Here is a 24,267-nt window from a genome sequence, read left to right as displayed (position 1 = left end):
CCGACGTCCCGCGGGGGACGGTCCTGCCAGACCGTCCCCCGCGGGAGTCACGCTGGGCGCGCTCGCGCCCGCACCGTCCGACCGCCCTCCTGCGACTCCCTGGAGACATCCCCATGACCACCAACCCGCTGCTGGAGCTGCGCGGCATCAACAAGAGCTTCGGCGCCGTCCACGTCCTGCACGACGTCGACTTCGCCGTCTACCCCGGCCAGGTCACGGCGCTCGTCGGCGACAACGGCGCCGGCAAGTCGACGCTCGTCAAGACGATCGCCGGCATCTACTCCGCCGACACCGGCCAGCGCTACTTCGAGGGCAAGCCGGTCGACATCCACGGCCCCCGCGACGCGGCCGACCTCGGCATCGAGGTCGTCTACCAGGACCTCGCCCTCTGCGACAACCTCGACATCGTCGAGAACATGTTCCTCGGCCGCGAGCTCATGAAGGGTCCGCAGCTCGACGAGGCCACCATGGAGTCCCGCGCCCGCGAGACCCTCGCGTCGCTGTCGGTACGCACGGTCAAGTCGGTGCGCCAGAGCGTCGCCAGCCTGTCCGGCGGACAGCGCCAGACCGTCGCCATCGCGAAGTCGGTCCTCTGGAACTCCAAGGTCGTGCTGCTCGACGAGCCCACCGCGGCCCTGGGCGTCGCCCAGACCCGCCAGGTCCTCGACCTCGTGCGCCGTCTCGCCGACCAGGGACTCGGCGTCGTGCTGATCTCCCACAACATGGTCGACGTCTTCGAGGTCGCCGACCGCATCACCACCCTGTACCTCGGCCGCGTGGCCGCCGACGTCGCCACGAAGGACGTCACCAACACCCAGGTCGTCGAGCTCATCACCGCGGGTCGCTCGGGCGACCTCGGGCTCGCATCCGTCTGAGAGGCACCATGACCACGTCATCCACGGGCACCCAGCCCGCCCAGAACGCCGGCAGCGGCCTCGCCGACTCCGACTTCGCGATCGACTCGCGCCAGACCACGACGCTCGGCGAGGCCTGGCAGGCCTACCTCAACCGCCTGCGCGGCGGCGACATGGGCGCCCTGCCCGCGACGCTGGGCCTCGTCGTCCTCTTCATCGTCTTCGGCTCGCTCAGCGACACCTTCCTGACCGCGCTGAACATCGCCAACCTCATCACCCAGGCCGGCGCGATCTGCGTCCTGGCCATGGCGCTCATCCCGGTGCTGCTGCTCGGCGACATCGACCTGTCCGCGGGTGTCGCGGGGGCGGTCGGCGCCGCGGTCGCGGCGCTGGCGATCGACGACCACGGACTGCCCTGGTACGTCGCCGTCGTCGGCGCGCTCGTCGTCGGCATGGTGCTCGGTGCGTTCATCGGCGCGCTGGTCGCCAAGCTCGGCATCCCGAGCTTCGTCGTCACGCTGGCCTTCTTCCTGGCCCTGCAGGGCGTGCTGCTGAAGATGATCGGCCAGGGCGGCTCGGTCCGTGTGGCCGACCCGGTCCTGCGCGGCATCACCATCAAGAACGTGCCCGTCACCGTCGGCTGGATCGTCGCGGTCGCCGTGGTGGTCCTGTTCGCGGCCCTCACGCTGCTGCGTCACCGCACGCAGGTGCAGCGCGGTCTCGCGCACCAGCCGCTCAGCCTCATCCTCGTCAAGATCGCCGGCCTGGCGGTCGTCGTGCTGGGCCTCACGGCGCTGCTCAACGTCGACCGCAGCCGGAACCCGAACTTCCCGATCCAGGGTGTGCCGTACGTGCTGCTCGTGGTGGGTGCGCTGCTGGTGCTGTTCACCTTCCTGCTCAGCCGGACCCGCTACGGACGTCACGTGTACGCCGTGGGCGGCAACCGCGAGGCCGCTCGACGCGCGGGCATCAACGTCGACCGCATCCGCATCTCGGTCTTCGTCATCTGCACGTCGACGGCAGCCATCAGCGGCATCATCGCCGCGTCGTACGCCGGCAAGGTCTCGCCGTCGTCCGGTGGCGGCAACACGCTGCTGTACGCCGTCGGTGCGGCGGTCATCGGCGGCACGAGCCTCTTCGGCGGCAAGGGCAAGGCGCGCGACGGCGTCATCGGCGGTGTCGTGATCGCCACGATCGCCAACGGTCTCGGCCTGCTCAACCAGGCCAGCTGGATCAACTACGTCGTCACCGGAGGCGTGCTGCTGCTCGCCGCCAGCGTGGACGCCCTGTCGCGCCGTCGCCGGTCGGCGTCGGGCGTGAGCTGAGCCGACCGTGCAGACGCGGGCCCGCGGGGGGGCGGGCACCAACCAGGAGGCCGTGAGACGGCACAACCTGGGCACGCTGCTCGGCCAGGTGCACCTGCGGGGCCGCGTGTCCCGGGCCGACCTCACCACGCACATGGGCCTGAACCGCAGCACGATCGCGGGGCTGGTGACCGAGCTGGAGTCCCTCGGCCTGGCCGAGCAGGTGCGGTCGGCCGCCGTGCGCAACGGCGCCGGCCGCCCCTCGCCCGACGTGGTCCCGACCCCGGACGGAGCCCACGTGCTGGCTGTCGACGTGCGGGTCGACGGCCTGGCCGTGGCCCGCGTCGGGCTGGGCGGCACGGTGCTCGCCCGCGCCACCGGCCCCATCCCGGCCTCGCGCGACCCGCACGCGGTCGCCGACGCCATCCACGCGATGCTGCGCCTCGTGGTGCGCGACGCCGCCCCGAGCAGTGCGCTCGTCGGCGTCGGCATGGCCGTCCCCGGCGTGGTGCGCCGGTCCGACGGCATGGTGCGGCTCGCCCCGAACCTCGGCTGGGTCGACGTGCCGTTCAGCGCGATCCTGTCCGAGCGCCTCGGCCGGATCGCCCCGGTCGAGGTGGGCAACGACGCCGACCTCGGCGCGCTCTCGGAGCATCTTCGCGGTGCGGGCGTCGACGTGGCTGATCTCGTGTACCTCTCGGGCGAGGTCGGCGTCGGAGCCGGTGTGATCGTGGGCGGGCACCGGCTCGTCGGCGCAGGCGGCTACGCGGGCGAGATCGGTCACCTGTCGCTCGACCCGCAGGGTCGCGAGTGCCACTGCGGCAACCGCGGCTGCTGGGAGACGCAGGTCGGTGCGCACGCCATCGCCGAGGCGATCGGGTGCCCGGCCGACCGGGTCGCGTCGCTCGATGAGGTGCTCGACGCGTTGACGAGCGCCGACGAGGACCTCCGCGAGGTCGGCCGGCTCCTGGGTCGCGGGCTCGCGAACGTCGTCAACCTGCTCAACCCGCAGGTCATCGTCCTGGGCGGGTTCCTGCGCTCGCTCTACCCCCTCGTGGGCGAGGAGGTCGACCGCACCCTGCACGACGCCGCGCTCGTGGCGCCCCAGGAGCTGGTGCGGGTCGCGCTGCCCGGTCTCGGGCCCGATGCGGTGCTGCTGGGTGCGGCGGAGACGGCCTTCGGCCGGCTGCTCGCCGACCCGGTCAGCTGCCTGGGCCAGGCCCAGCTCGACGTCGAGTCGGCGCTCGTCGTCGCCTGAGCGCCGGACGGCTCAGAGCGCGGCGACGCCGCTGAGCACGTCGGCCAGCGCCTGCTCCGCGGCACCCAGCGCGGCGGCCTCGATGCCCAGCTCGCCGACCCGCAGCGTCGGTCGGTGCGCGTCGGCCGACGGCAGCCGGTCGGCCAGCGTGGCGTCCGCGTCGTCGAGGATCCAGGGGGCCAGGGGCTGGAAGTAGCCGCCCAGCACCACGGTCTCGGGGTCGAGCACCGTGCACAGGGCCGCGAGGCCGCGGCCGAGGTCGGTCGCCAGCGACCGGAGGACGTCGGCGGCGGCGGGGTCGGTCGACGCGCGCTTCGCGACCTGGGCTGCGCGCTCCATGGGCGTGCCCTCGCCGGTCACGTCGACGGCCGCGAGCGTCGGCCGCAGACCGACCGTCGCCTCCCAGCACCCCAGCCGGCCGCAGGCGCACCGACGGTCGGGCTGTCCGACGGGCATGTGCCCGACCTCGCCGGCGAACCCGGACCCGCGCACGAGCCGACCGTCCTGCACGATCCCGCCACCGATGCCGACGGTGCCGGTGATGTACAGCGACGACGCCGTGCCGCGTGCTGCGCCGTGGGTCGCCTCGGCCACGGCGGCGAGGTTGGCGTCGTTGTCGACCTGCACGGGCAGGCCCAGCGACGCGGCGAGCCGGTCGCCGGGCCGGGTGTCCGTCCAGCCCAGGTTCGGCGCGAGCCGGACGGTCGCGTGGTCGCGCTCGACCAGGCCGGGGACGGCGAGGTGGGCCCCGACGATGCGCCCGGGGGCCTCGCGCCGGACCTCTAGCGCGAGGCCCTCCAGCACGTCGAGGGCGTCGCCGCCCTGCGGCACCTCGCGCGTCGTGGTGAGCACGCGCGACCCGGCGAGGTCGACGAGCGCCGCCGCCACGTAGTCGACGTTCACCTCGAGCCCGAGACCGAGCACGCTGCCGGCGACCAGCCCGACCGGGGTCGACGGTCGACCCCGGCCCTGCGAGGACGCCTCGCCCTCGACGACGACGGCGTGCTCGGCGAGCTCGCCCACGATCGCCCCCACCGTGGCCTTGGCCAGGCCGGTGCGACGCGCGAGCGCCGACCGGCTCCCAGGGCCGTGGTCGCGCAGCGTGCGCAGCACGAGGGCCGTGTTGGCGCGACGCAGCTGGTCGGGGGCGGCCGGGGGCATGCTCAGCGCACCCCGTAGAGGTGCTCGAGCGCCAGCTGGTCGAGCCGCTCGAAGGCCATGCCGCGAGAGCCGAGGGTCTCCGGGTCCTCCTCCGGCGCGGCCTGCAGGTCCTGCCAGGTCTCGCCCTCGGCCAGGGTCGGCGTGGCCAGCTCGCCGACGCGCGACGCGGCGAGCGCCTCCTGCACGTCGGGGTCGGCGCGGAAGGCGAGCGCCTTCTCGCGCAGCACCAGGTAGTTCGTCATGCACGCGGCGGCCGCCGTCCACACGCCGTCCTCGTCCTCGGTGCGCGGCGTCTTGAAGTCGAAGTGCACCGGTCCGTCGTAGCCGCCCTGGAGCAGCGTGTCGACGACCCAGAACGCGCCACGGGCGTTGCCGGCGCCGAAGCGGAAGTCCTGGTCGTAGCGCGGGCCGGTCTGGCCGTTGAGGTCGATGTGGAAGAGCTTGTCGTGCCACAGCGCCTGCGCGTACCCGTGCGCGGCGTTCAGCCCGGCCATCTCCTCGTGCCCGATCTCGGGGTTCACGCCCACGAGCTCGGGACGCTCGAGGCTGTCGATGAAGGCGAGGGCGTGGCCGATCGTCGGGAGCAGGATGTCGCCGCGGGGCTCGTTCGGCTTGGGCTCGATCGCGAACCGCAGGTCGTAGCCCTGGTCGACGACGTACTGGCCCAGGAGGTCGAAGCCCTCCTTGTAGCGCGACAGCGCAGCCTGCACGTCCTTGGCTGCTCCGCTCTCGGCGCCCTCGCGCCCGCCCCAGCACACGTAGACCTGGGCGCCGAGCTCGGCGGCGAGGTCGATGTTGCGCATGACCTTGCGCAGCGCGAACCGGCGCACGGCGCGGTCGTTCGACGTGAACCCCCCGTCCTTGAAGACGGGGTGCCCGAACAGGTTCGTCGTCGCGGTCGTCACGGCCAGGCCGGTGTCGGCGAGGCCCTGGCGGAAGCGGCCGAGGATGGCGTCGCGCTCGGACGTCGAGGAGCCGAAGGGCACGACGTCGTCGTCGTGGAAGTTCACGCCGTAGGCGCCGATCTCGGCGAGCTTCTCGAGCGCGTGGACCGGGTCCATCGGCGCGCGGGTCGGGTCGCCGAACGGGTCGCGACCGGCGTACTGGACGGTCCAGATGCCGAAGGAGAACTTGTCGGCGGGGGTCGGGGTGGGGACGGACATGGTGCGCCTCTCGGTGGGTGGTGCGGTGGTCGGTGGTGGGTCGTCGGTGCGGCTGTCGTGCTGCCGGGTCAGGGGGGGCGGGTCAGGGAGTCAGGGCGGGCGCGCGGTCGCGCAGCGCGGCGTACGCGTCGCGGACGGCCGGGGTCGGCTCCGCCTGGAGCACCCGGGTGCCGGCGAGCGGCCAGGCGGGCGGCTCGGCCGACCCGGACAGGGTCCACGCGGCCTGGCGGGCGGCGCCGAGGGCGACGTACTCGGCGGAGGCCGGCAGCACGACGTCGCGTCCCAGCACGGCCGGTGCGAGCGCCTGCACGGCCGAGCTCTTGGCGCCGCCGCCGATGAGCAGCACGCGGTCGACCCCGGTGAGCCCCTGGGCCACGGCGTCGAGCGCGTCGGCCAGGGAGCACAGCAGCGCCTCGACGGCGGCCCGGGCGACGTCGGCGCGGCTGGTCGCCGTGGTGAGCCCGGCCCAGGTGCCGCTGGCGTCGGGCCGGTTCGGGGTGCGCTCGCCGTCGTAGTACGGGCTGACGGTGAGGCCGTGGGCGCCGGGCACGGAGTCGAGGGCGAGGGCGGCGAGCTCGTCGTGGTCGACGCCGAGGAGACGGGCGTGCAGGTCGAGGATGCGGGCGGCGTTGAGCGTCGTGGCCATCGGCAGGTAGCGGCCCGTCGCGTCGGCGAACCCGGTCACGACGCCGGTGCGGTCGACGACGGGGGAGTCGCTGACGGCGGCGGCGACGCCGGACGTGCCGATCGACAACGACACGTCGCCCGGTCCGAGCCCGAGCCCGAGGGCGGCCGCCATGTTGTCGCCCGTGCCGGGAGCCACGACGGCGCCGTGCTCGGTGGTGCCGACCTGCTCGTTCGGGCCGGCGACGCGGGGGAGGCCGGCGGCATGGCCCAGGGCGCGCTCGAGGAGGTCCTCGCGGTACGCGCCGTCGGCCGCGGAGTAGTAGCCGGTGCCCGAGGCGTCGCCGCGGTCCGTGGCGGGCGCGGAGCGACGACCTCCGGCGTGCCACGTCAGGTAGTCGTGGGGGAGCAGCACGCGCGTCGTGCGTCGTGCGGCGTCGGGCTCATGGTCGCGCAGCCAGCGCAGCTTCGTGATCGTGAAGGAGGCGACGAGGACGCTGCCCACGGCCTCGGCGCAGGCGGCCGGTCCGCCGATCTCCTCGACCAGCTCCGCGGCCGCAGCGGCCGAGCGGGTGTCGTTCCACAGCAGCGCGTCGTGGACGGGCGCGTCCTCGGCGTCGAGCGCGACCATGCCGTGCTGCTGCCCCCCGACGGCCACGGCGGCGGCGCGGGGGAGCAGGGGACCGGCGGCGGCGTCGAACGCCTCGAGCCAGGCCCGCGGGTCGACGCTGGTGCCGTCGGGGTGAGGGGCCGTGCGTGACGCGACGACCGTGCCGTCGTCGGCGTCGACGAGGACGGCCTTCGTGGACTGCGTCGAGGAGTCGACGCCGAGGACGAGGGGCATGTCCCCATATTCGTTCAGGGTCCGAACGAAGTCAAGCGCGCAGCGTGACGTGTCTCACGCGCGGGGGAGCCGCGACGTGCGCGCGGCCGTTCGGCGTGCGCTCCCGCGCGCGTCGCCGTGCGTTCATCCGCGACCGGTCGGCTGGGGCCATGACTGACACGCCCGCACCCACCACCCCGCCCGCACCCGACCGCACGCGACGACGTCTCGTCGTGGGCGGGGCCGTCGGCGCGGCCACGGTCGGCACCGGCGGCGTCCTGGTCCCCGCGGCGGCCTCGGGGGCTGCCGCGGACCGACGCCGGCACGCCGACGCGCTGCGCCGCAATCCCTTCACGCTCGGCGTCGCGTCCGGCGACCCCGTGCCCGACGGGGTCGTGCTCTGGACCCGGCTCGCCCTCGACCCGACCGCCGCCGACGGACGGGGCGGCATGCCCGACCGACCCGTCGCGCTCACGTGGCAGGTGGCCAGCGACGCTCGGTTCCGCCGCGTCGTGCGGACCGGTCGCGTGACCGCGCTCCCGCAGCACGCCCACAGCGTGCACGTCGAGGTCGAGGGACTGCGGCCCGGTCGCGAGTACTGGTACCGCTTCCGGGCCGGGCGCCACGTCTCTCGCGCCGCCCGCACCAGCACGTCACCGACCCCGGGCGCCCTGCCCGCCTCGATGACGATGGCGTTCGCCTCCTGCGCCCAGCTCGAGCACGGCTTCTTCAGCGCCTACCGCAACATCGCGGCCGACCAGCCCGACCTCGTCCTCCACCTGGGCGACTACCTCTACGAGTACACGGCCCGCGACTACGTGGCACCCGGCGGGAACGTGCGCGACCACGAGGGTCCGGAGACCGTCGACCTCGCCTCCTACCGCCAGCGGCACGCGCAGTACAAGGCCGACGCCGACCTGCAGGCAGCCCACGCGGCCGCACCGTGGCTCGTGGTGTGGGACGACCACGAGGTCGACAACAACTGGGCGGGCGACACCCCCGAGAACATCGCGGAGAAGCCCGGGTTCGCCGCGCGCCGGGCGGCCGCGTTCCGGGCCTACTACGAGAACATGCCGCTGCGCCGCTCGTCGATCCCGCGGGGGGACCACCTGCAGCTCTTCCGTCGGCTGCACTGGGGTGCGCTCGCGTCGTTCCACATGCTCGACACGCGCCAGTTCCGCGACGACCAGGGCTGCGGCGACGGCTACCGGGCCGACTGCCCGGCGGCCGTCGACCCGAGCCGCAGCATCGTCGGACCCGCGCAGGAGCGCTGGCTGCTCGACGGGTTCCGCCGCTCGCGGGCCCGCTGGGACGTCATCGGCCAGCAGGTGTTCTTCGCCCAGCGCGACAGCACCGACGGTCCGGTCAAGACGGTGTCGATGGACGCCTGGGACGGCTACCAGGCGTCGCGAGACCGCATCACGCGCGGCTGGGTCGACGCGCAGGTCCGCAACCCCGTGGTGCTCACCGGCGACGTGCACGCCCACTGGGCCTCGGAGCTGAAGCTCGACTACGACGACCCGACGTCGCGCAGCGTCGGCACCGAGCTCGTGTGCTCGTCGGTCACGTCGGGCGGCAACGGCGCCGACAGCGCCGTGACGGCGCACCCGTGGCTGCGGTGGAACCCGCACCTGAAGCTGCAGAACAACCTCCGCGGCTACGTGCGCACCCGCATCACGCCCGACGACCTGACGGCCGAGTTCCGCTGCCTGCCCCAGGTGCGGACCCCGGGCGCGGAGGCGTTCACACGGGCCACGTTCGTCGTGGAGGACCGCGTGCCGGCGCTGAACCTCGTCCAGGACCGTGGGGTCCCCGGCGCGCGGACGTTCGCGGGGCGCTCGGCCGAGGAGGACACCCGCGCGACGATCGAGCACGAGACCGCGCGTCCCCGGTGACCGTGCTCGGGGACGCCCGCCGCGCTGCCGCGAGGTCCGGAGCTGCCTAGGCTGACGACGTGACGATCCACGACGAGCACCCGTTCGTGCCGCCCGAGGGGGAGCGCGACGTGCTCCGACGCCTGCGCGGTCGTCTGCCGGCGGCCGTCACGGTCTGGGCGGCCGGCGAGGGGCGGAGCAGGGTCGGGCTGACCGTCTCCTCCTTCCTGCTCGCCGCGGGCGACCCGGCTCGCGTGCTGGCGCTGGTCGACGAGGAGTCCGACCTCTGGGACGCCCGCCCCGAGCGCGTGAGCGTGAACGTGCTCGGGGCGGACCACGCCTACCTCGCCGACGCCTTCGCGGGGACGGCGCCGGCTCCCGGCGGCCCGTTCACGCTCGGGTCGTGGAGCGACGGTCCCTGGGGACCGTGCCTCGACGACGCCGTCGCCTGCGTCGGCGTCAGCCTCGACGACGTCGAGCCCGGGCACGAGGGGTGGGGCCTGCTGCTGCGCGGCACCGTCGACGACGTCGACCTGCGCGACGGACCCGCCCTGATGCACCTGCGCGGTCGCTACCGCACCTGACGGTGGTGCCCGGCGTGCGTGAGGTGCGCTGGCTAGACTGACCGAATGGCGTTGCTCGACGAGATCACCGGCCCCGCGGACCTGCGGGCGATGTCCGACGCCGACCTCGAGACGCTCGCCCACGAGATCCGTGAGCGCACGATCGACGCCGTCGCGGCGCACGCCGGGCACCTGGGCCCGAACCTCGGCGTCGTCGAGCTGACGCTCGCGCTGCACCGGGTCTTCGACTCCCCGCGCGACCGCATCGTGTGGGACACCGGCCACCAGGCCTACGTGCACAAGATGGTCACCGGACGCGCCGGCGACTTCGACACCCTGCGCCAGGAGGGTGGCCTGTCCGGCTACCCGAGCCGGGCGGAGTCCGAGCACGACTGGGTCGAGAACAGCCACGCGTCCACCAGCCTGTCCTACGCCGAGGGCATGGCGCGGGCCAACCAGGTGCTGGGACGCGACGACCACGTCGTCGCGGTGATCGGCGACGGCGCCATGACGGGCGGCATGGCCTGGGAGGCCATCAACAACATCGCCGCCTCGCAGGACCGTCGCGTCGTCATCGTCGTCAACGACAACGGGCGCTCCTACCAGCCGACGGTCGGCGGACTCGCCAACCGGCTCACCGACATCCGCACCAACCCGCGCTACGAGCCGGCGCTCGGCGCGATCCGCGAGCGGCTGAACCGCGGCGGCTCGGTCGGCCCGGCCGCCTACGACGCCCTGCACGCCATCAAGAAGGGCCTGAAGGACGTCCTCGCGCCGCAGGGCATGTTCGAGGACCTCGGCCTCAAGTACGTCGGCCCCGTCGACGGGCACGACCGCAAAGCCGTCGAGTCCGCCCTCGCGCACGCCAAGCGCTTCGGCGGTCCCGTGCTCGTGCACGTCCTGACCACCAAGGGCCAGGGCTACGACATCGCCGTCGCGAACGAGAACGACCAGATGCACCAGGCCCCGCAGTTCGACCGGACGACGGGCGACGCCGTCTCGGTCGCGCCGGCCGGGTGGACGTCGGTCTTCCGCGACGAGGTCGTCCGGATCGCCGACGAGCGCCCCGACGTCGTCGGCATCACCGCGGCGATGCTCTACCCCGTCGGGCTCGACGCGTTCGCCGACAAGTTCCCCGACCGCGTCTTCGACGTCGGCATCGCCGAGCAGCACGCCGCGACGAGTGCCGCCGGCATGGCGATGGCCGGGCTCCACCCGGTGGTCGCGGTCTACGCCACGTTCCTCAACCGCGCGTTCGACCAGGTGCTGCTCGACGTCGCCCTCCACCGGTGCGGCGTCACGTTCGTGCTCGACCGCGCGGGCGTCACCGGCGACGACGGCGCGAGCCACAACGGCATGTGGGACATGTCGATGCTGCAGCTCGTGCCGCGGCTGCGCCTGGCCGCGCCGCGCGACGGCGCACGGCTGCGCGAGCTGCTGCGCGAGGCCGTCGACGTCGACGACGCGCCCACGGTGGTGCGCTTCGCGAAGGGTGCCGTGCCCGCCGACGTCGAGGCGATCGACACGGTCGGCACGTGCGACGTGCTCGCCCGCGGCGACCGCCAGGACGTCCTCGTGCTCGCGGTCGGCTCGATGGTGCCCACCTGCCTCGCGGCGGCGGAGCAGCTGTCGGCGCAGGGGCTGGGGGTCACGGTCGTCGACCCGCGCTGGGTCAAGCCGTTCGACCCCGCCGTCGTCGGGCTCGCCGCCGAGCACCGCCTCGTCGTGACGGTCGAGGACAACGGCCGGACCGGCGGTGTCGGGGCGGCGTTCACGCAGGCGCTGCGCGACGTCGAGAGCGACGTGCCGGTCCGCGTGCACGGCGTGGCCCAGGAGTTCCTCGACCACGCGAAGCGTCCGGTCATCCTGGAGCGGCTCGGCCTCACGCCGGACGCCGTGGCCGCCGACACGCACGCCGCCTGGCTGCGACTGACCGGGAACAACGCGGACGTCTGAGGGCTTGACGATGAAGTGGCCCTCACGACGTGACCGAGACGACGCGACCGACCCGACGCCCTCCGGCGACGGCCCGGTCCTCATCCATGCCCTCGACGGGTTCCTGACCGCGGGCGGAGCGCCGCGCATCGCGGCGCAGCACCTGCTCTCCGGGCGCGGCGAGGTGCTGCGCAGCTTCGACGTCGACGAGCTGTACGACTACCGCGCGCGGCGTCCGTTCATCACCTTCCGCCAGGACCACTACGTCGACTACGACGAGCCGCGGCTCGACGTCGTCCGCGAGCACGACCGGTCGGGCACGCCGTACCTGGTGCTGACGGGTCCGGAGCCGGACTTCCGGTGGGAGTCGTTCGTCGACGGCGTGCAGGAGGTCGTGGAGGACCTCGACGTGAGCCTGACCCTCGGCCTGGGGGCGGTGCCGATGGGCGTGCCGCACACGCGGCCCACGATGATCACGGCGCACGGCTCGCGACCGGAGCTCGTCGACCGCACGAACCTGTGGCAGGCCGAGGTGCGCGTGCCGTCGTCGGCGCAGTCGCTGCTGGAGTACCGGCTGACCCAGCGCGGGCTCGACAGCGCCGGCTACGTCGCGCACGTGCCGCACTACCTGACCCAGGTCGACTACCCGCCGGCGGCGCTCGCGCTGCTCGAGGCGGTGCTCGACCGCACGGGCCTCGACCTCGACCTCGACCCGCTGCGCGCCGTGCAGGGCGCCACGGTGGCCGACATCGAGCGTCAGATCGAGGACCAGGGCGGCGCCGAGGTCCTCGCGGGCCTCGAGCAGCAGTACGACGCCTTCACCCGCGGCGCCGCCGAGTCCCTCCTCGCCGAGGACGGCGACCTGCCCAGCGGCGACGAGCTGGCCGACCAGTTCGAGCAGTTCCTCGCCCGTCAGCGCAAGGACGACCAGGACTGACGCGGTCTCGCCCACCATCGGTGGATCTGCACCCCCAGGACCGCTCCTGCGGTCGAGGATCCACCGATGGCGGACAGTGCGGCGGAAGGAACCCGCCTAGACGCGCGCCGTGTCGAGCAATGTCGAACGATGATGCGTTCGCGCCGGGATCCCGTAGCCGACGCGGAATCCTTGGACCTTCCGCACACGAACGCAGAATGCTGCGTCCACCCCCCAGCACCCCCCGCAGCCCGCGCCCCCAGACCAGCGCCGCCGCCAGCCGCCCGGTCGAGGCGCTCTCGGAGACCAGACACAGCGCCAGCCGAGGCAGCGCAGCAGCACGACGAAACCCCTTGCAGGCAGCGCAGCAGCACGACGAGACCCGAGCAGGCAGCGCGGCAACGAGCTCGTCACCCCGGTGTGAGCCCGCTCTCCACCCCCGCACGCCGACGCGGAGCGGTCTCGCGGATCGGTAGGATCTGCGCGTGCCTGCATCCCTCGACGAGCTCGTGACCCTGCTGGACCTCGAACCGCTCGAGGTGGGCCTCTTCCGTGGCGGTCAGCCGGAGGGGTCCAGCCTGAAGCGGGTCTTCGGCGGCCAGGTGGCGGCCCAGGCCGTGACGGCCGCCCAGCTGACGGTGCCGGAGGACCGGCACATCCACTCGTTGCACGCGTACTTCCTGCTCGGCGGCGACCCGTCGATCCCGATCGTGTACGACGTCGAGAACGTGCGCGACGGTGGCTCGTTCACGACGCGTCGGATCGCGGCGCGTCAGCACGGCGAGAACATCTTCTACATGACGGCGTCGTTCCAGCGCACGGAGGACGGGTTCGACCACCAGGACGTCATGCCGCAGGTGCCGTCGCCGGAGGAGTCGGTGCCGCTGCTCGACGTGATCCGCCAGGTCCGCCCGCAGGAGGTGGAGTCGTGGAAGCGTGAGTGGTCGTCGTTCGACCTGCGCTACATCGGCGACAACCGCCCGGCCGACGACCCGACGCGGGCGACGGTGCCGGCGGTGCAGCGGCTGTGGTTCCGGGCTGACGGCACGCTGCCGGCGTCGCGGATCATCCACACGGCGGCGTTCGTGTACATCAGCGACTTCAGCCTGCTGGGCGTCGCGCTGCTGCCGCACGGAGAGCTGATCAGCTCACCGCGGGTGCAGCCGGCGTCGCTGGACCACACGATCTGGTTCCACCGTCCGATCAGCGCCGACGAGTGGCTGCTGTACGACCAGACGTCGCCGTCGGCGTCGGGTGCGCGCGGACTGAGCACGGCCCGGGTGTTCGCCGAGGACGGCACGCTCGTCGCGACCGTCGCGCAGGAGGGCCTGATCCGACGGGTCACGCCCCGCGACTGACGCCCGCGGTCGTCACGGCGTCCCGAACGACAGCGACGACGGGTGCTGGGGTCCGGTGAGCACCGTCATCGGCACGAGCGACGGCAGGAGCGAGCCGAGGGTCGGCAGCAGGTGTGGCGCGTCGAAGCCCTGCACCGAGACGCGCAGCCGGTGTCCCTGGGGGATGCGGGCGCGGGTGGGGAAGACCTCGACGTCGATCGGCGCGACCTGGCCGGGGGCGAGCGGAGCCTGCGCCGCGCGCGTGAACGGGTGGTACGGCTGCACCAGCGTCCCGTCGACGTAGCGCGAGCGTGAGCGGTCGAGCGCGCGGTGCGAGAGCACCTGCCAGCCGCCGGTGAGCCGCGAGACCGTGCCGTCGGGTGCGACGTCGGAGACGGTGACCGAGAGCATGCCGTCGCCGGCGGGGGAGGAGGTGTAGAGGCGTGCGTTCAGCGGTCCCTGCACCACGACGTCGGCCTTGAGCGGCCCGGTCTCGAACACGGGGCCGAGGGTGTCGTTGAAGGAGTTGTTCGTGAAGCACGGCAGGTCCGGCAGCGCCTGGCGCAGGATGCCCGCGGTCCACTGGTTGGCCGAGCGCGTGCAGAGACCCTGCACGGGGATGGTCGGCACGGTCGTGCTGCCGCTGCGCGGCGGCCCGGCGGTGAGGCCGCCCGGCGCGCCGGCCGTCGTGGCGGTGCCGCTGAGCCGGAACGTGCGTGGGGTGAGGGTCGACGGCATCCACGACGTCCCGCGGACCCAGCGACCGCTGCCCTGCTCGTAGCTGCTGAGACCGGCGATCTCGTCGAGCCGCTGGCCGGGGAGGCCCTTGACGTAGTGGTCGAACCAGCGCAGCTGCAGCTGCTCGATGCTGCCGTAGCCGGCGTCGCCGACCTCGGCGCCCGACGAGCCCTGCAGGTGGTCCCAGGGGCCGACGATCATGCGGGTCGGGACGCCCCGACGCTGCAGGTTCTCGTACAGGAGCGGGGTGCCGCGCTGGAAGAGGTCGTACTGCCCGGCGATGAAGAACGTGGGCACGGTGATCCGTGACGCGACCTGCAGCGGCGAGCGCTGCGTGTAGAAGGCACCGTCGTAGGCGGGTTCGCCGCCGGTGAAGGCGGCGAGCAGGAGCTGGCTGCTGAACAGGCCGTTGCCGAGCAGGTGGGTCACGAGGGTGCCCAGGCCCGTGCCGGGGTCCGTCGCGGTGAGGGCCGGCGGGATGATCGACGTGCCGCTCACCAGGCCGAGCCAGAGCGGGATGAACCCGACGTCGAGCGCTCCGCCCGAGGCGACCACGTCGCGGTACACGTCGGCGCCGGGCACCTGGGGGAAGATGGCCTTCAGGCCCTTCGGCCGGTCGGCGGCGGCGAAGAGCTGGGCGATGCCCATGTAGGAGGGGCCGTTCATGGCCGTGCGTCCGTCGCTCCACGGCTGCTCGGCGGCCCAGGTCATGACCTCCCCGAAGTCGCGGTCCTCGCGCGAGCAGAACGCGCACCAGGTGCCGCCGGAGCTGCCGGTGCCGCGGGCGTCGACCGTGAGGTGCAGGTAGCCGCGCTTGACCAGGTAGCTCGGGTCGGTCCCGAGGAGGCCGCCGGCCTGGGACTGGACGTTCTTGTTGTAGGCCGTGATGGTGACGACGACCGGCAGCCGTCGGGTGACCGTCCGTCCGGAGGCGTCGACGGGGCGCATGAGGTTGCCGCGCAGCACGGTCCCGTCGGACGTGCGGATCGCGAGGTCCTGCTGGGTGACGGTGCTCGGGTACTGCTCGGGCCGCGGCTTCCACGCCGACGTCGCCGAGACGGCGCCCGTGACGGATGTCGCGGAGGCGGGCGGGACCGCCGTGGCCGCGCCCGCCGGGGCCGTCAGCGCGGCGCACGTCGCCGCTGCGGACACGGCGAGCACGAGGGTGCGGGTGAGCAGGTTCGTCATCGGTCCTCCTGGTGGTCCGGGAGGACCAACGACGAGACCTGCATCACGTCACGCCCGTGACGACGTCAGTGGCTGACCCGACCGACGAGGTGCGTCACGTCCTTCTTCTGCGCGCGGACGCCGAAGACGATGCCGTCGTCGGACGCGTCGGACCCGAAGACGACGGTCGTCGGCAGCAGCACCGGCTTCTTGAACTCGACGTCGACGGTGAACGCGTCGGGCAGCCGGTTCTGCAGGGCCGCCAGGCTGCGCGCCTTGGTCCACATCCCGTGCGCGATGTTGGTCGGGAAGCCGAACGCCTTCGCGGTGACGGGGTAGAGGTGGATGGGGTTGCGGTCGCCCGAGACGGCGCCGTAGCGGCGTCCGAGGTTGCCCGCGAGCCGCCAGTGCACGACGCCTCGCGGCGCCTCGACGCCGTCGAGCACCGGCGTCGAGGTCTCGGCGTCGCCGCCGCGCCCCCGCGAGAACAGCGTCATGGTCTCGTCCCAGACGACCTCGTCGCCGACCGTGACGGTGGTGAGCACGTCGACGAGGCGGCCCTTCGGGTGCGGGCGCAGGTCGGCGGCGTGCACGGACACGTCGAACGTCTCGTCGAGGCCGATCGGGCGGTGCTGGGTGATGCGGTTGCGCAGGTGCACCAGGCCCATGGGCGCGAACGGGAACGACGTGTCGGTCATGAGCGCCATGTGCAGCCCGAAGGCCGCCATGTGCGGGTACGTGACCGGCAGGTGCTCGGCGCGCGGGAACGCGCAGACCTCGAGGTAGCGCTCCAGGTGGGCCGGGTCGGTACCGACGCCGCGCCGCTCGAGCACGAGGTCGGGCACGGTGCCCGACGCGTGCTTGACGCCGGGCAGCGATCCGACGACCGGCAGGGCCGGCAGGGCCGCCTTGAGCATGAGCGGCAGCGTGGCCGGAGCCGCCTCGAACTGCCTCGTGGTCACGACGCCCCCAGCAGCATCTGGCCGTTGACGCCGAGCACGTTGCCGCTCACCGCGCCGGAACCGGGGTTGGCGAACCAGGCGATGGCCTCGGCGACGTCGACGGGCTGGCCGCCCTGCGACATCGAGTTCATGCGACGGCCGGCCTCGCGGATGCCGAGCGGGATGGTCTTGACCATCTCGGTCTCCATGAAGCCCGGGGCCACGACGTTGGCCGTGATGCCGTCGCCGGCCACGCGCTCGGCGAGCGCCTGGATCCAGCCGATGACGCCCGCCTTCGCGGAGGCGTAGTTGGTCTGGCCGTTGTTGCCCGCGATGCCGGCGATGGACGCGATGCCGATGACGGTGCCGCCCTCGTTGATGAGGCCCTGGGCCAGGAGCTCGTCGGTGATCCGCTGCGGGGCGCCGACGGAGATGTCGACGACGAGCTGCCAGTTCTCGGGCTTCATGTTCCGCAGGCGCTTGTCGCGCGTGATGCCCGCGTTGTGCACCACCACGTCGACGGCGCCGTAGTTCTCCTTGACGTACGCCGCGATCGTGGCGGGGGCGTCCTCGGCGGTGATGTCGCCGACGATGTAGCCGCCGCCGAGCTCGTCGGCGAGTGCCTTGAGGTCGGCCTCGAGGGGCGGGACGTCGAGGCCGATGACGGTGGCGCCGTCACGGGCGAGGGTGCGCATGTCGGCCTCGCCGAGACCGCGCGACGCGCCGGTGACGAGGGCGACCTTGCCGGCCAGCGGCTTCTCGAGGTCGACCGGGTCCGTGACCGACGTGATGCCCGTGGTGCCGATCCGCACGACCTGGCCGGACACGTAGGCCGACTTGGGGGAGAGGAAGAAGCCGAGCGTCGACGCGAGGGACGTCTCGGCGCCGGGGGCGAGGTAGACGAGGTTCGCCGTGCTGCCGCCACCGACCTCCTTGGCGAGGGAGCGGGTGAAGCCCTCGAGGGCACGCTGCGCGACGCGGGCGCCCTCGCTGCCGGCCTCCTCGGGGACGGTCCCGACCACGACGACGCGGCCGCTGCCCTGGAGCTGGCGCAGCACGGGCGTGAAGAACTGCTGCAGCGCGACGAGGCCGGCCGCGTCCGCGATGCCGGTCGCGTCGAACACGAGGCCCTTGTAGCGCTTGCCCTGGGCGGGCACGCCGGTCGCCTCGACCTTGAGCGCCTTCAGCGCGGCCGTGACGGCCTTCGCGACGTCGCCCTGCGTGGCGCTGCCCGTCAGCACGGAGCCCTGGACGAGCGGGCCGCCCTCGTAGCGCTCCAGGTACGGAGGGTTGGGCAGTCCGAGGTTCTTGACGAGGAACTTGCCGATCGGGTTGTGGGCCAGGTCCTGGTAACGATCGCTCATCGCCGGGTGTGTCCTATCTCTCGCATACCATTGGTATCTGGATTCGCAGCCAAACTGTAACTTGGAGTGACACCAACGTCCACCGAGGGTGGCGAGGCGCACACGGGCGTGCAGGCGACCGAGGACCGCGTCGCGTGGCACCATCGTCGCACCCACCCCGGTGGCTCGGCACCACCCGACCACCCCGTCCACCCCGAAGCGCAAGGAGCACCGCGCCATGGCGGAGAACACCCCCGCGAAGAAGACGGCCGCCAAGAAGGCCCCGGCCAAGAAGACGCCGGCCTCGACGTCCCCCGCCGCGACGAGCGGCGCAGCGGCCGAGGCCTCGTCCGGCCAGAGCATCCGCAAGGTCGTCGTCGTCGGCGGCAACCGGATCCCGTTCGCCCGGTCGAACACCGTCTACCAGAACGTCTCCAACCAGGAGATGCTCACCGCGGCGCTCGACGGCCTCGTCGCCCGCTACGGCCTCGAGGGCGAGCGCATCGGCGAGTTCGTCGCCGGCGCCGTCCTGAAGCACAGCCGCGACTTCAACCTCGCCCGCGAGGTCGTGCTCGGCTCCGCGCTGTCGCCCGAGACGCCCGCCGAGGACATCCAGCAGGCCTGCGGCACCGGTCTGCAGGCCGCGTTCCAGGTCGCGGCCAAGATCCAGCTCGGCAAGATCGAGTCCGGCATCGCCGGCGGCACCGACACCACGTCGGACGCCCCGCTGGCCATCGGCGACAAGCTCCGCAAGATCCTCATCGAGGCCAACAACGCCAAGGACACCAAGGGCCGGCTCGCCGCCCTGGCCAAGGTCCGTCCGGCCTACCTCGCGCCCGACCAGCCCCGCAACGCCGAGCCGCGCACCGGCCTGTCGATGGGTGACCACCAGGCCCTCACCACGCACGCCTGGGGCATCACGCGCGAGGCGCAGGACGAGCTCGCCGCGCGGTCGCACCAGAACCTCGCGAAGTCCTGGGACGAGGGCTGGCAGGACGACCTCGTCACCCCGTTCCACGGCGTCACGAAGGACAACCACCTGCGCCCCGACTCCACGGTCGAGAAGCTGGCGAAGCTCCGGCCGGTCTTCGGCAAGCAGCTCGGCGACGAGGCGACCATGACGGCCGGCAACTCCACGCCGCTGTCCGACGGCGCCTCGGTGGCGCTGCTCGCCTCGGAGGAGGAGGCGGAGCGTCGCGGCTGGACCAAGCGCGCCTACTTCGTCGACTACGAGACGGCCGCCGTCGACTACGTCAGCGGCGCCGAGGGCCTGCTCATGGCTCCGGCCTACGCCGTCCCGCGCATGCTCGCCCGCAACGGCCTGACGCTGCAGGACTTCGACTACTACGAGATCCACGAGGCGTTCGCCGGCCAGGTGCTGTCGACGCTGGCCGCCTGGGAGGACGCGGACTTCTGCCAGCAGAAGCTCGGCCTCGACGTGCCGCTCGGCTCGATCGACCGCAGCAAGCTCAACGTCAAGGGCTCCTCGCTCGCCGCGGCCCACCCGTTCGCCGCCACCGGAGCCCGCATCGTGGCCAACCTCGCGAAGCTGCTCCACGAGAAGGGCGCGGGCAGCCGCGGCCTCATCTCGATCTGCGCCGCCGGCGGCCAGGGCGTCGTCGCGATCCTCGAGGGCGCCTGACCCTCGACGTCCCGACGTCGACGACCCGCACGAACGAAGGACCCCCACGGCAGCGCCGTGGGGGTCCTTCGCGTGCCGAGGGTGAGTCAGGCGCCGCGCGCCATGGCCAGCGCGCCACGCAGCAGGTGGGCCAGGAGGTCGTCGGTGCCGACCGGGTCGACCACGGGCAGGCCCGAGATGTGCCGGCGGACCGACAGCTGCAGGTGGGCGAGGTTCAGCGCGCCGAGGCCCTGCGTGTAGAGCACGTTGGCGAGCAGGTGCGGGTCGGCCACGGCGAAGTCGCCGGTCCGGGTGCCGTCCTCCAGCACGCCGACGACGTGGCCGAGGCAGGCGCTCATGCCCGTGCCGAGGCGGATCATGACGTCCTCGCTGACCTCCTCCATCAGCTCGGTGCCGCGGCGACGCAGCAGCGTCTGCGCGCAGTCCACGAAGGCCGGGTGCTCGAGGCCGTAGCCGAAGAAGGCCCGCACGAGCAGCTCGAGCCGCTCGGCCGCGCCGAGGTCGGGGTCGTCACCGGGGGCGAGTGCGGCGTCGAGCTCGGTGAGGTAGCCGAGCAGCGTGACGGCGAACAGCTCCTCCTTGCTGGAGAAGTGCCGGTAGATGATGGCCCGGTTGATGCCGACGGCCCGCGCGATGTCCTCGATCTGCGCCTCGCGCACGCCCCGCTCGTCGAACAGGGCGCGGGTGGCGGCGACGATCTCGCGCGAGCGCTCGGCCCGCCGCTCGGCCGTCCGCGGACGCACCGCGGGGGGTGCTGGCGAGTCGGCCTCCGGCTCCGATACAGACATGGATCCATCCTAGGCTCGACGACGCGCGGCTCGTCGCTCCCGGTGCGTCGTGGCGGGTCGTCCGGCCGGACCTCGTCGGGCGCGCCACTGTCGGTGGCGGGTCGTACGGTGGAGCACATGAGGCCCTTGTCCGAGCTGCGCCGCCAGGTCGCCCCCTTCACCGTCGTCTCCGAGTACCAGCCCGCGGGCGACCAGCCTGCCGCCATCCAGGCGCTGCAGGAGCGGATCGAGGGCGGCGAGCAGGACGTCGTGCTCATGGGTGCGACCGGTACGGGCAAGACGGCCACGACGGCCTGGCTCGCCGAGCGGCTCCAGCGACCCATGCTCGTGATGCTGCCGAACAAGACGCTGGCCGCCCAGTTCGCGAACGAGCTGCGCGAGCTGCTCCCCAACAACGCCGTGGAGTACTTCGTCTCCTACTACGACTACTACCAGCCCGAGGCGTACGTCCCGCAGAGCGACACCTACATCGAGAAGGACTCCTCGATCAACGAGGAGGTCGAGCGGCTGCGCCACAGCGCCACCTGGTCGCTGCTCACCCGACGCGACGTGATCGTCGTCGCGACCGTCTCGTGCATCTACGGCCTCGGCTCGGCGCAGGAGTACATGGAGCGGATGATCCGCTTCAAGGTCGGCGACGAGAAGCCACGCGAGGAGCTCCTGCGCACGCTCGTGCAGGCCCAGTACGTCCGCAACGACGTCGCGCCGACCCGCGGCACCTTCCGGGTCAAGGGCGACACGCTCGAGATCTTCCCGGTCTACCAGGAGATGGCCGTCCGCATCGAGTTCTTCGGCGACGAGATCGAGCGGCTCATGACGCTGCACCCGCTCACCGGCGAGGTGATCAGCGAGGACACCGAGCTGGCCGTCGGCGCAGCAACCCACTACGCCGTCGGGCCCGACATCATGACTCGGGCCATCGAGAGCATCGAGATCGAGCTCAAGGACCGGCTGGCCGAGCTCGAGGCGCAGGGCAGCCTGCTCGAGGCACAGCGGCTGCGCATGCGCACCACCTACGACATCGAGATGATGCAGCAGGTCGGCACCTGCTCCGGCATCGAGAACTACTCGCGCCACATGGACGGTCGTGCACCGGGCTCGGCGCCCAACTGCCTGCTCGACTACTTCCCGGAGGACTTCGTGCTCGTCCTCGACGAGTCGCACGTGACGGTGCCGCAGATCGGCGCCATGTACGAGGGCGACATGTCGCGCAAGCGCACGCTCGTCGAGCACGGCTTCCGGCTGCCCAGCGCCATGGACAACCGTCCGCTCACGTGGAGCGAGTTCCTCGAGCGCATCGGCCAGACCGTCTACCTCTCGGCCACGCCGGGCAACTACGAGATGGAGAAGACCGGCGGCGAGGTGGTCGAGCAGATCATCCGTCCCACCGGCCTCGTCGACCCCGAGGTGCTGGTCAAGCCCACGCGGGGCCAGATCGACGACCTCGTGGCGCAGATCCGCGACCGGGTCGAGAAGAACGAGCGGGTGCTCGTCACCACCCTCACGAAGAAGATGTCCGAGGACCTCACCGACTACCTGCTCGAGGCCGGCATCCGCACGCGCTACCTGCACAGCGAGGTCGACACGCTGCGTCGCGTCGAGCTGCTGCGCGAGCTGCGCATGGGCGAGTACGACGTGCTCGTCGGCATCAACCTGCTGCGCGAGGGTCTCGACCTGCCCGAGGTGAGCCTGGTGGCGATCCTCGACGCCGACAAGGAGGGCTTCCTGCGCTCCGGACGCTCGCTCATCCAGACGATCGGTCGCGCCGCCCGCAACGTGTCGGGCCAGGTGATCATGTACGCCGACCGGATCACGGACTCGATGGCGCTGGCCATCGACGAGACGAACCGACGGCGCGAGCGGCAGGTCGCCTACAACACCGAGCGCGGCATCGATCCCCAGCCCCTGCGCAAGAAGATCGGCGACATCACCGATCTCCTGGCCCGCGAGGACGCCGACACGACCAAGCTGCTCGCCGCCACCGGCGACCACAAGCGTCGCGGTGCGCCCGTGCCGCTCGGCCAGCACACGGCCGACCTCGCCGACCTGCCCTCGGCCGACCTCGCCGCGCTCATCGAGCAGCTGAGCGAGCAGATGCACACGGCCGCGGCCGACCTGCAGTTCGAGGTCGCGGCGCGGCTGCGCGACGAGATCGGGGAGCTCAAGAAGGAGCTGCGCGGCATGCTCGAGGCGCACGCGTGACCGTCCGCGCCACCGCGGGTGACCTCGCGATCGAGGTCGACCCCTCGCACGGGGCCCGGCTCGTGTCCTTCACCGTCGCGGGGGAGGAGATCCTCTCCACGCAGGAGGTCCCCGGCGTGCCGACGTCGATCTCGCGCGGCTGCTACCCGATGGTGCCCTGGGCGGGACGGATCGGCGGCGGCACGCTCGAGCACGCCGGGCGGCGTCACGCCCTGCCGCTCGACGGCGATGGGAACGCGCTGCACGGTCTCGGTCTCGACGCCGTGTGGCAGCAGGACGACGCGACCGACGACGGTGCGGCGTTCTCCGTCGAGCTGGGCGACCCGTGGCCGGTCCGCGGGCGCGCCACGCTCCGCTACGCGCTCACGCCGCGGCAGCTGGTCTGCACGCTCACCTGGGACGGCGCCGGTCCGGGCGCGTCGTTCGGCCTGCACCCGTGGTTCCGACGCACGCTCTCCGACGGCACGAGGGCCGACGTCGATGTCGCACCCCTCGAGATGGTCGAGCGCGACGGCGCCCTGCCCACCGGTCGCCTCGTCGCACCCCGTGAGGGTCCGTGGGACGACTGCTTCCGGCTCGCTCGCGACCCCGTCGTGCGCTGGGGCGATGCGCTCACGCTGCGGCTGTCCAGCGACGCACCCTGGTGGGTGGTCTACAGCGAGCCCGAGCACGCGGTCTGCATCGAGCCGCAGACCGCCCCGCCCGACGCCTTCGCCCACCCGGACTGGCACCGCTGGCTGCAGGCGCGCTCCCTCACCTTCACGCTCGACGTCGAGACGCGGTAGGACCGGCGCCCCCGACCGCAGTGCGAGCGGCGACGTCGGCGGCGCGGCTGGGTCGGGCCCCGTAGCGTCGTCCTGAGACGTCCCGCCGGGACCAGGACCGAGAGCAGCCCGATGACACGGATCGACGAGGAGCCGACCACCGGCCCGACGTCGTCGTCGGCGACCGTCGGCCGTCGGATGTTGCTCGGCGGGGCCGTGGCCACGACGCTCGCCGTCGGTGGTCTCGCCGTGCTCGACCGGATGCCGTACGTCAGGGACCTGCCGATCCCGGGACGCCGGCGGGTGCAGCTGACCTGGTTGGCCGACGAGCTCCGCACGGCGGGGCTGCGCGTGCAGGGCGACGCGGGGTGGCTCCAACGGGGGAGGCCCTGGGCGTTCGACCCGGTCGGGGTGCTGATGCACCACACGGCCTTCCGCGCCACGGGAGCGGACCCGCAGCCGGCGCTCGCCACCGTGCGCGACGGTCGTCCGGGGCTGCGCGGTCCGCTGTGCCACGTGCTCGTCGCCCGCGACGGCACCTGCCACGTGATCTCCGCGGGTCGCGCCAACCATGCCGGCGAGGCCCGAGCGAGCGGCCCGGTGGAGGGCGGCGACGGCAACGTCTCCTACGTCGGCATCGAGATCGACTACGCACCCCAGCAGCCGTTCTCCCAGCAGCCGACCACGGCGCAGCTCGACGCCTCCGTCGTCGCGGCGGCGGCCATCGTCGCGCGACTGGGCAACGGCGCCGACCACGTGCGCTACCACGCGGAGACGAGCCTCGCGGGCAAGTGGGACCCGGGCAGCACGCTCGACGCCGACGCCTTCCGGGCGCGGGTGGCGGCCGAGCTCGACCGTCGGGCCTGAGCG

The 24,267-nt window shown here is 72.9% G+C and carries 19 protein-coding genes; 12 read left to right on the top strand and 7 right to left on the bottom strand.

Going from position 1 to position 24,267, the window contains the following annotated elements; genetic code table 11:
* The first annotated feature begins 113 nt into the window (after positions 1 to 113).
* From Aeryth_RS09590 to Aeryth_RS09580, 3 genes are read left to right on the top strand one after another with little or no spacing between them, the layout of a single operon-like run.
* The gene (locus Aeryth_RS09590) at positions 114 to 875 is read left to right on the top strand and encodes an ATP-binding cassette domain-containing protein (protein WP_067857789.1); all 762 of its coding nucleotides are present in this window, start codon (positions 114 to 116) and stop codon (positions 873 to 875) included.
* Positions 876 to 883: 8 nt separating this feature from the next.
* Positions 884 to 2,179 (top strand): sugar ABC transporter permease, encoded by a 1,296-nt coding sequence (locus Aeryth_RS09585; RefSeq protein WP_067857786.1) that lies wholly within the window; start codon positions 884 to 886, stop codon positions 2,177 to 2,179.
* Between the two features lie 52 nt (positions 2,180 to 2,231).
* Positions 2,232 to 3,416, top strand: a complete 1,185-nt coding sequence (locus tag Aeryth_RS09580; RefSeq protein ID WP_067857783.1) for an ROK family protein — start codon at positions 2,232 to 2,234, stop codon at positions 3,414 to 3,416.
* A 12-nt stretch (positions 3,417 to 3,428) separates the two neighbouring features.
* Here Aeryth_RS09580 and Aeryth_RS09575 read toward each other — a convergent pair whose 3' ends face one another.
* From Aeryth_RS09575 to xylB, 3 genes are all read right to left on the bottom strand, one after another.
* Entirely contained in the window at positions 3,429 to 4,577 is a 1,149-nt protein-coding gene (locus Aeryth_RS09575; RefSeq protein WP_067857780.1) for an ROK family transcriptional regulator, read from the bottom strand.
* A 2-nt stretch (positions 4,578 to 4,579) separates the two neighbouring features.
* The gene (gene xylA / locus Aeryth_RS09570; RefSeq protein ID WP_067857777.1) at positions 4,580 to 5,740 is read right to left on the bottom strand and encodes a xylose isomerase; all 1,161 of its coding nucleotides are present in this window, start codon (positions 5,738 to 5,740) and stop codon (positions 4,580 to 4,582) included.
* 82 nt (positions 5,741 to 5,822) lie between these two features.
* Positions 5,823 to 7,208: a xylulokinase gene (gene xylB / locus Aeryth_RS09565; RefSeq protein WP_067857774.1), complete on the bottom strand. Its 1,386-nt coding sequence runs from the start codon at positions 7,206 to 7,208 to the stop codon at positions 5,823 to 5,825.
* Positions 7,209 to 7,357: 149 nt separating this feature from the next.
* On the opposite strand from xylB, the gene Aeryth_RS09560 reads away from it, so the two are divergent.
* The 5 genes from Aeryth_RS09560 to Aeryth_RS09540 all read left to right on the top strand — a co-directional run bounded on the left by Aeryth_RS09560 (position 7,358) and on the right by Aeryth_RS09540 (position 13,833).
* Positions 7,358 to 9,082 carry an alkaline phosphatase D family protein gene (locus Aeryth_RS09560; RefSeq protein ID WP_067861567.1) on the top strand — a complete coding sequence of 575 codons (1,725 nt, stop codon included), beginning with the start codon at positions 7,358 to 7,360 and terminating at the stop codon, positions 9,080 to 9,082.
* A gap of 59 nt (positions 9,083 to 9,141) precedes the next feature.
* Positions 9,142 to 9,645: a flavin reductase family protein gene (locus Aeryth_RS09555; RefSeq protein WP_067857771.1), complete on the top strand. Its 504-nt coding sequence runs from the start codon at positions 9,142 to 9,144 to the stop codon at positions 9,643 to 9,645.
* 45 nt (positions 9,646 to 9,690) lie between these two features.
* A complete protein-coding gene (dxs, locus tag Aeryth_RS09550; RefSeq protein WP_067857768.1) occupies positions 9,691 to 11,580 on the top strand; it encodes a 1-deoxy-D-xylulose-5-phosphate synthase in 1,890 nt (629 codons plus the stop codon).
* A gap of 10 nt (positions 11,581 to 11,590) precedes the next feature.
* Positions 11,591 to 12,496 (top strand): PAC2 family protein, encoded by a 906-nt coding sequence (locus Aeryth_RS09545; protein WP_067857765.1) that lies wholly within the window; start codon positions 11,591 to 11,593, stop codon positions 12,494 to 12,496.
* A gap of 464 nt (positions 12,497 to 12,960) precedes the next feature.
* Positions 12,961 to 13,833, top strand: coding sequence for an acyl-CoA thioesterase (locus tag Aeryth_RS09540; RefSeq protein ID WP_067857762.1), 873 nt, complete (start codon positions 12,961 to 12,963; stop codon positions 13,831 to 13,833).
* Positions 13,834 to 13,845: 12 nt separating this feature from the next.
* On the opposite strand, the gene Aeryth_RS09535 is transcribed toward Aeryth_RS09540, so the two are convergent.
* From Aeryth_RS09535 to Aeryth_RS09525, 3 genes are all read right to left on the bottom strand, one after another.
* Entirely contained in the window at positions 13,846 to 15,738 is a 1,893-nt protein-coding gene (locus tag Aeryth_RS09535; protein ID WP_067857759.1) for a CocE/NonD family hydrolase, read from the bottom strand.
* 65 nt (positions 15,739 to 15,803) lie between these two features.
* The gene (locus Aeryth_RS09530; protein ID WP_202967654.1) at positions 15,804 to 16,679 is read right to left on the bottom strand and encodes a MaoC family dehydratase; all 876 of its coding nucleotides are present in this window, start codon (positions 16,677 to 16,679) and stop codon (positions 15,804 to 15,806) included.
* Positions 16,676 to 18,022 (bottom strand): 3-oxoacyl-ACP reductase, encoded by a 1,347-nt coding sequence (locus Aeryth_RS09525; RefSeq protein WP_067857756.1) that lies wholly within the window; start codon positions 18,020 to 18,022, stop codon positions 16,676 to 16,678. The genes Aeryth_RS09530 and Aeryth_RS09525 overlap by 4 nt, the downstream gene beginning before the upstream one ends.
* A 217-nt stretch (positions 18,023 to 18,239) precedes the next feature.
* Between Aeryth_RS09525 and Aeryth_RS09520 the strand changes: the two genes are divergently transcribed.
* A complete protein-coding gene (locus Aeryth_RS09520) occupies positions 18,240 to 19,643 on the top strand; it encodes an acetyl-CoA C-acetyltransferase (RefSeq protein ID WP_083516608.1) in 1,404 nt (467 codons plus the stop codon).
* Positions 19,644 to 19,729: 86 nt separating this feature from the next.
* Here Aeryth_RS09520 and Aeryth_RS09515 read toward each other — a convergent pair whose 3' ends face one another.
* On the bottom strand, positions 19,730 to 20,431 hold the full coding sequence (locus Aeryth_RS09515; protein ID WP_067857753.1) for a TetR/AcrR family transcriptional regulator: 702 nt from the start codon (positions 20,429 to 20,431) through the stop codon (positions 19,730 to 19,732).
* Between the two features lie 117 nt (positions 20,432 to 20,548).
* Here Aeryth_RS09515 and uvrB point away from each other — a divergent pair, with 117 nt between their 5' ends.
* The 3 genes from uvrB to Aeryth_RS09500 all read left to right on the top strand — a co-directional run bounded on the left by uvrB (position 20,549) and on the right by Aeryth_RS09500 (position 24,264).
* Positions 20,549 to 22,633 (top strand): excinuclease ABC subunit UvrB, encoded by a 2,085-nt coding sequence (uvrB, locus tag Aeryth_RS09510; protein ID WP_067857749.1) that lies wholly within the window; start codon positions 20,549 to 20,551, stop codon positions 22,631 to 22,633.
* Entirely contained in the window at positions 22,630 to 23,418 is a 789-nt protein-coding gene (locus Aeryth_RS09505; protein WP_067857747.1) for an aldose 1-epimerase, read from the top strand. The genes uvrB and Aeryth_RS09505 overlap by 4 nt, the downstream gene beginning before the upstream one ends.
* A gap of 111 nt (positions 23,419 to 23,529) precedes the next feature.
* Positions 23,530 to 24,264, top strand: coding sequence for an N-acetylmuramoyl-L-alanine amidase (locus tag Aeryth_RS09500; protein ID WP_067857744.1), 735 nt, complete (start codon positions 23,530 to 23,532; stop codon positions 24,262 to 24,264).
* Positions 24,265 to 24,267 lie beyond the last annotated feature (3 nt).

The sequence above is a fragment of the Aeromicrobium erythreum genome (genome assembly GCF_001509405.1).
Taxonomy (GTDB): domain Bacteria; phylum Actinomycetota; class Actinomycetes; order Propionibacteriales; family Nocardioidaceae; genus Aeromicrobium; species Aeromicrobium erythreum.
The sequence above is the reverse complement of the archived record's forward strand: the minus strand, read 5'-3'. Positions and strand labels throughout refer to the sequence as shown.

Excerpts from the sequence above, each read along its gene's own strand:
- Aeryth_RS09590 (WP_067857789.1), top strand. The coding sequence starts at position 114 with ATGACCACCAACCCGCTGCTGGAGCTGCGCGGCATCAACAAGAGCTTC.
- Aeryth_RS09585 (WP_067857786.1), top strand. The coding sequence starts at position 884 with ATGACCACGTCATCCACGGGCACCCAGCCCGCCCAGAACGCCGGCAGC.
- Aeryth_RS09575 (WP_067857780.1), bottom strand. The coding sequence starts at position 4,577 with ATGCCCCCGGCCGCCCCCGACCAGCTGCGTCGCGCCAACACGGCCCTC.
- xylA (WP_067857777.1), bottom strand. The coding sequence starts at position 5,740 with ATGTCCGTCCCCACCCCGACCCCCGCCGACAAGTTCTCCTTCGGCATC.
- xylB (WP_067857774.1), bottom strand. The coding sequence starts at position 7,208 with ATGCCCCTCGTCCTCGGCGTCGACTCCTCGACGCAGTCCACGAAGGCC.
- Aeryth_RS09560 (WP_067861567.1), top strand. The coding sequence starts at position 7,358 with ATGACTGACACGCCCGCACCCACCACCCCGCCCGCACCCGACCGCACG.
- dxs (WP_067857768.1), top strand. The coding sequence starts at position 9,691 with ATGGCGTTGCTCGACGAGATCACCGGCCCCGCGGACCTGCGGGCGATG.
- Aeryth_RS09545 (WP_067857765.1), top strand. The coding sequence starts at position 11,591 with ATGAAGTGGCCCTCACGACGTGACCGAGACGACGCGACCGACCCGACG.
- Aeryth_RS09535 (WP_067857759.1), bottom strand. The coding sequence starts at position 15,738 with ATGACGAACCTGCTCACCCGCACCCTCGTGCTCGCCGTGTCCGCAGCG.
- Aeryth_RS09525 (WP_067857756.1), bottom strand. The coding sequence starts at position 18,022 with ATGAGCGATCGTTACCAGGACCTGGCCCACAACCCGATCGGCAAGTTC.
- Aeryth_RS09520 (WP_083516608.1), top strand. The coding sequence starts at position 18,240 with ATGGCGGAGAACACCCCCGCGAAGAAGACGGCCGCCAAGAAGGCCCCG.
- Aeryth_RS09515 (WP_067857753.1), bottom strand. The coding sequence starts at position 20,431 with ATGTCTGTATCGGAGCCGGAGGCCGACTCGCCAGCACCCCCCGCGGTG.
- uvrB (WP_067857749.1), top strand. The coding sequence starts at position 20,549 with ATGAGGCCCTTGTCCGAGCTGCGCCGCCAGGTCGCCCCCTTCACCGTC.
- Aeryth_RS09500 (WP_067857744.1), top strand. The coding sequence starts at position 23,530 with ATGACACGGATCGACGAGGAGCCGACCACCGGCCCGACGTCGTCGTCG.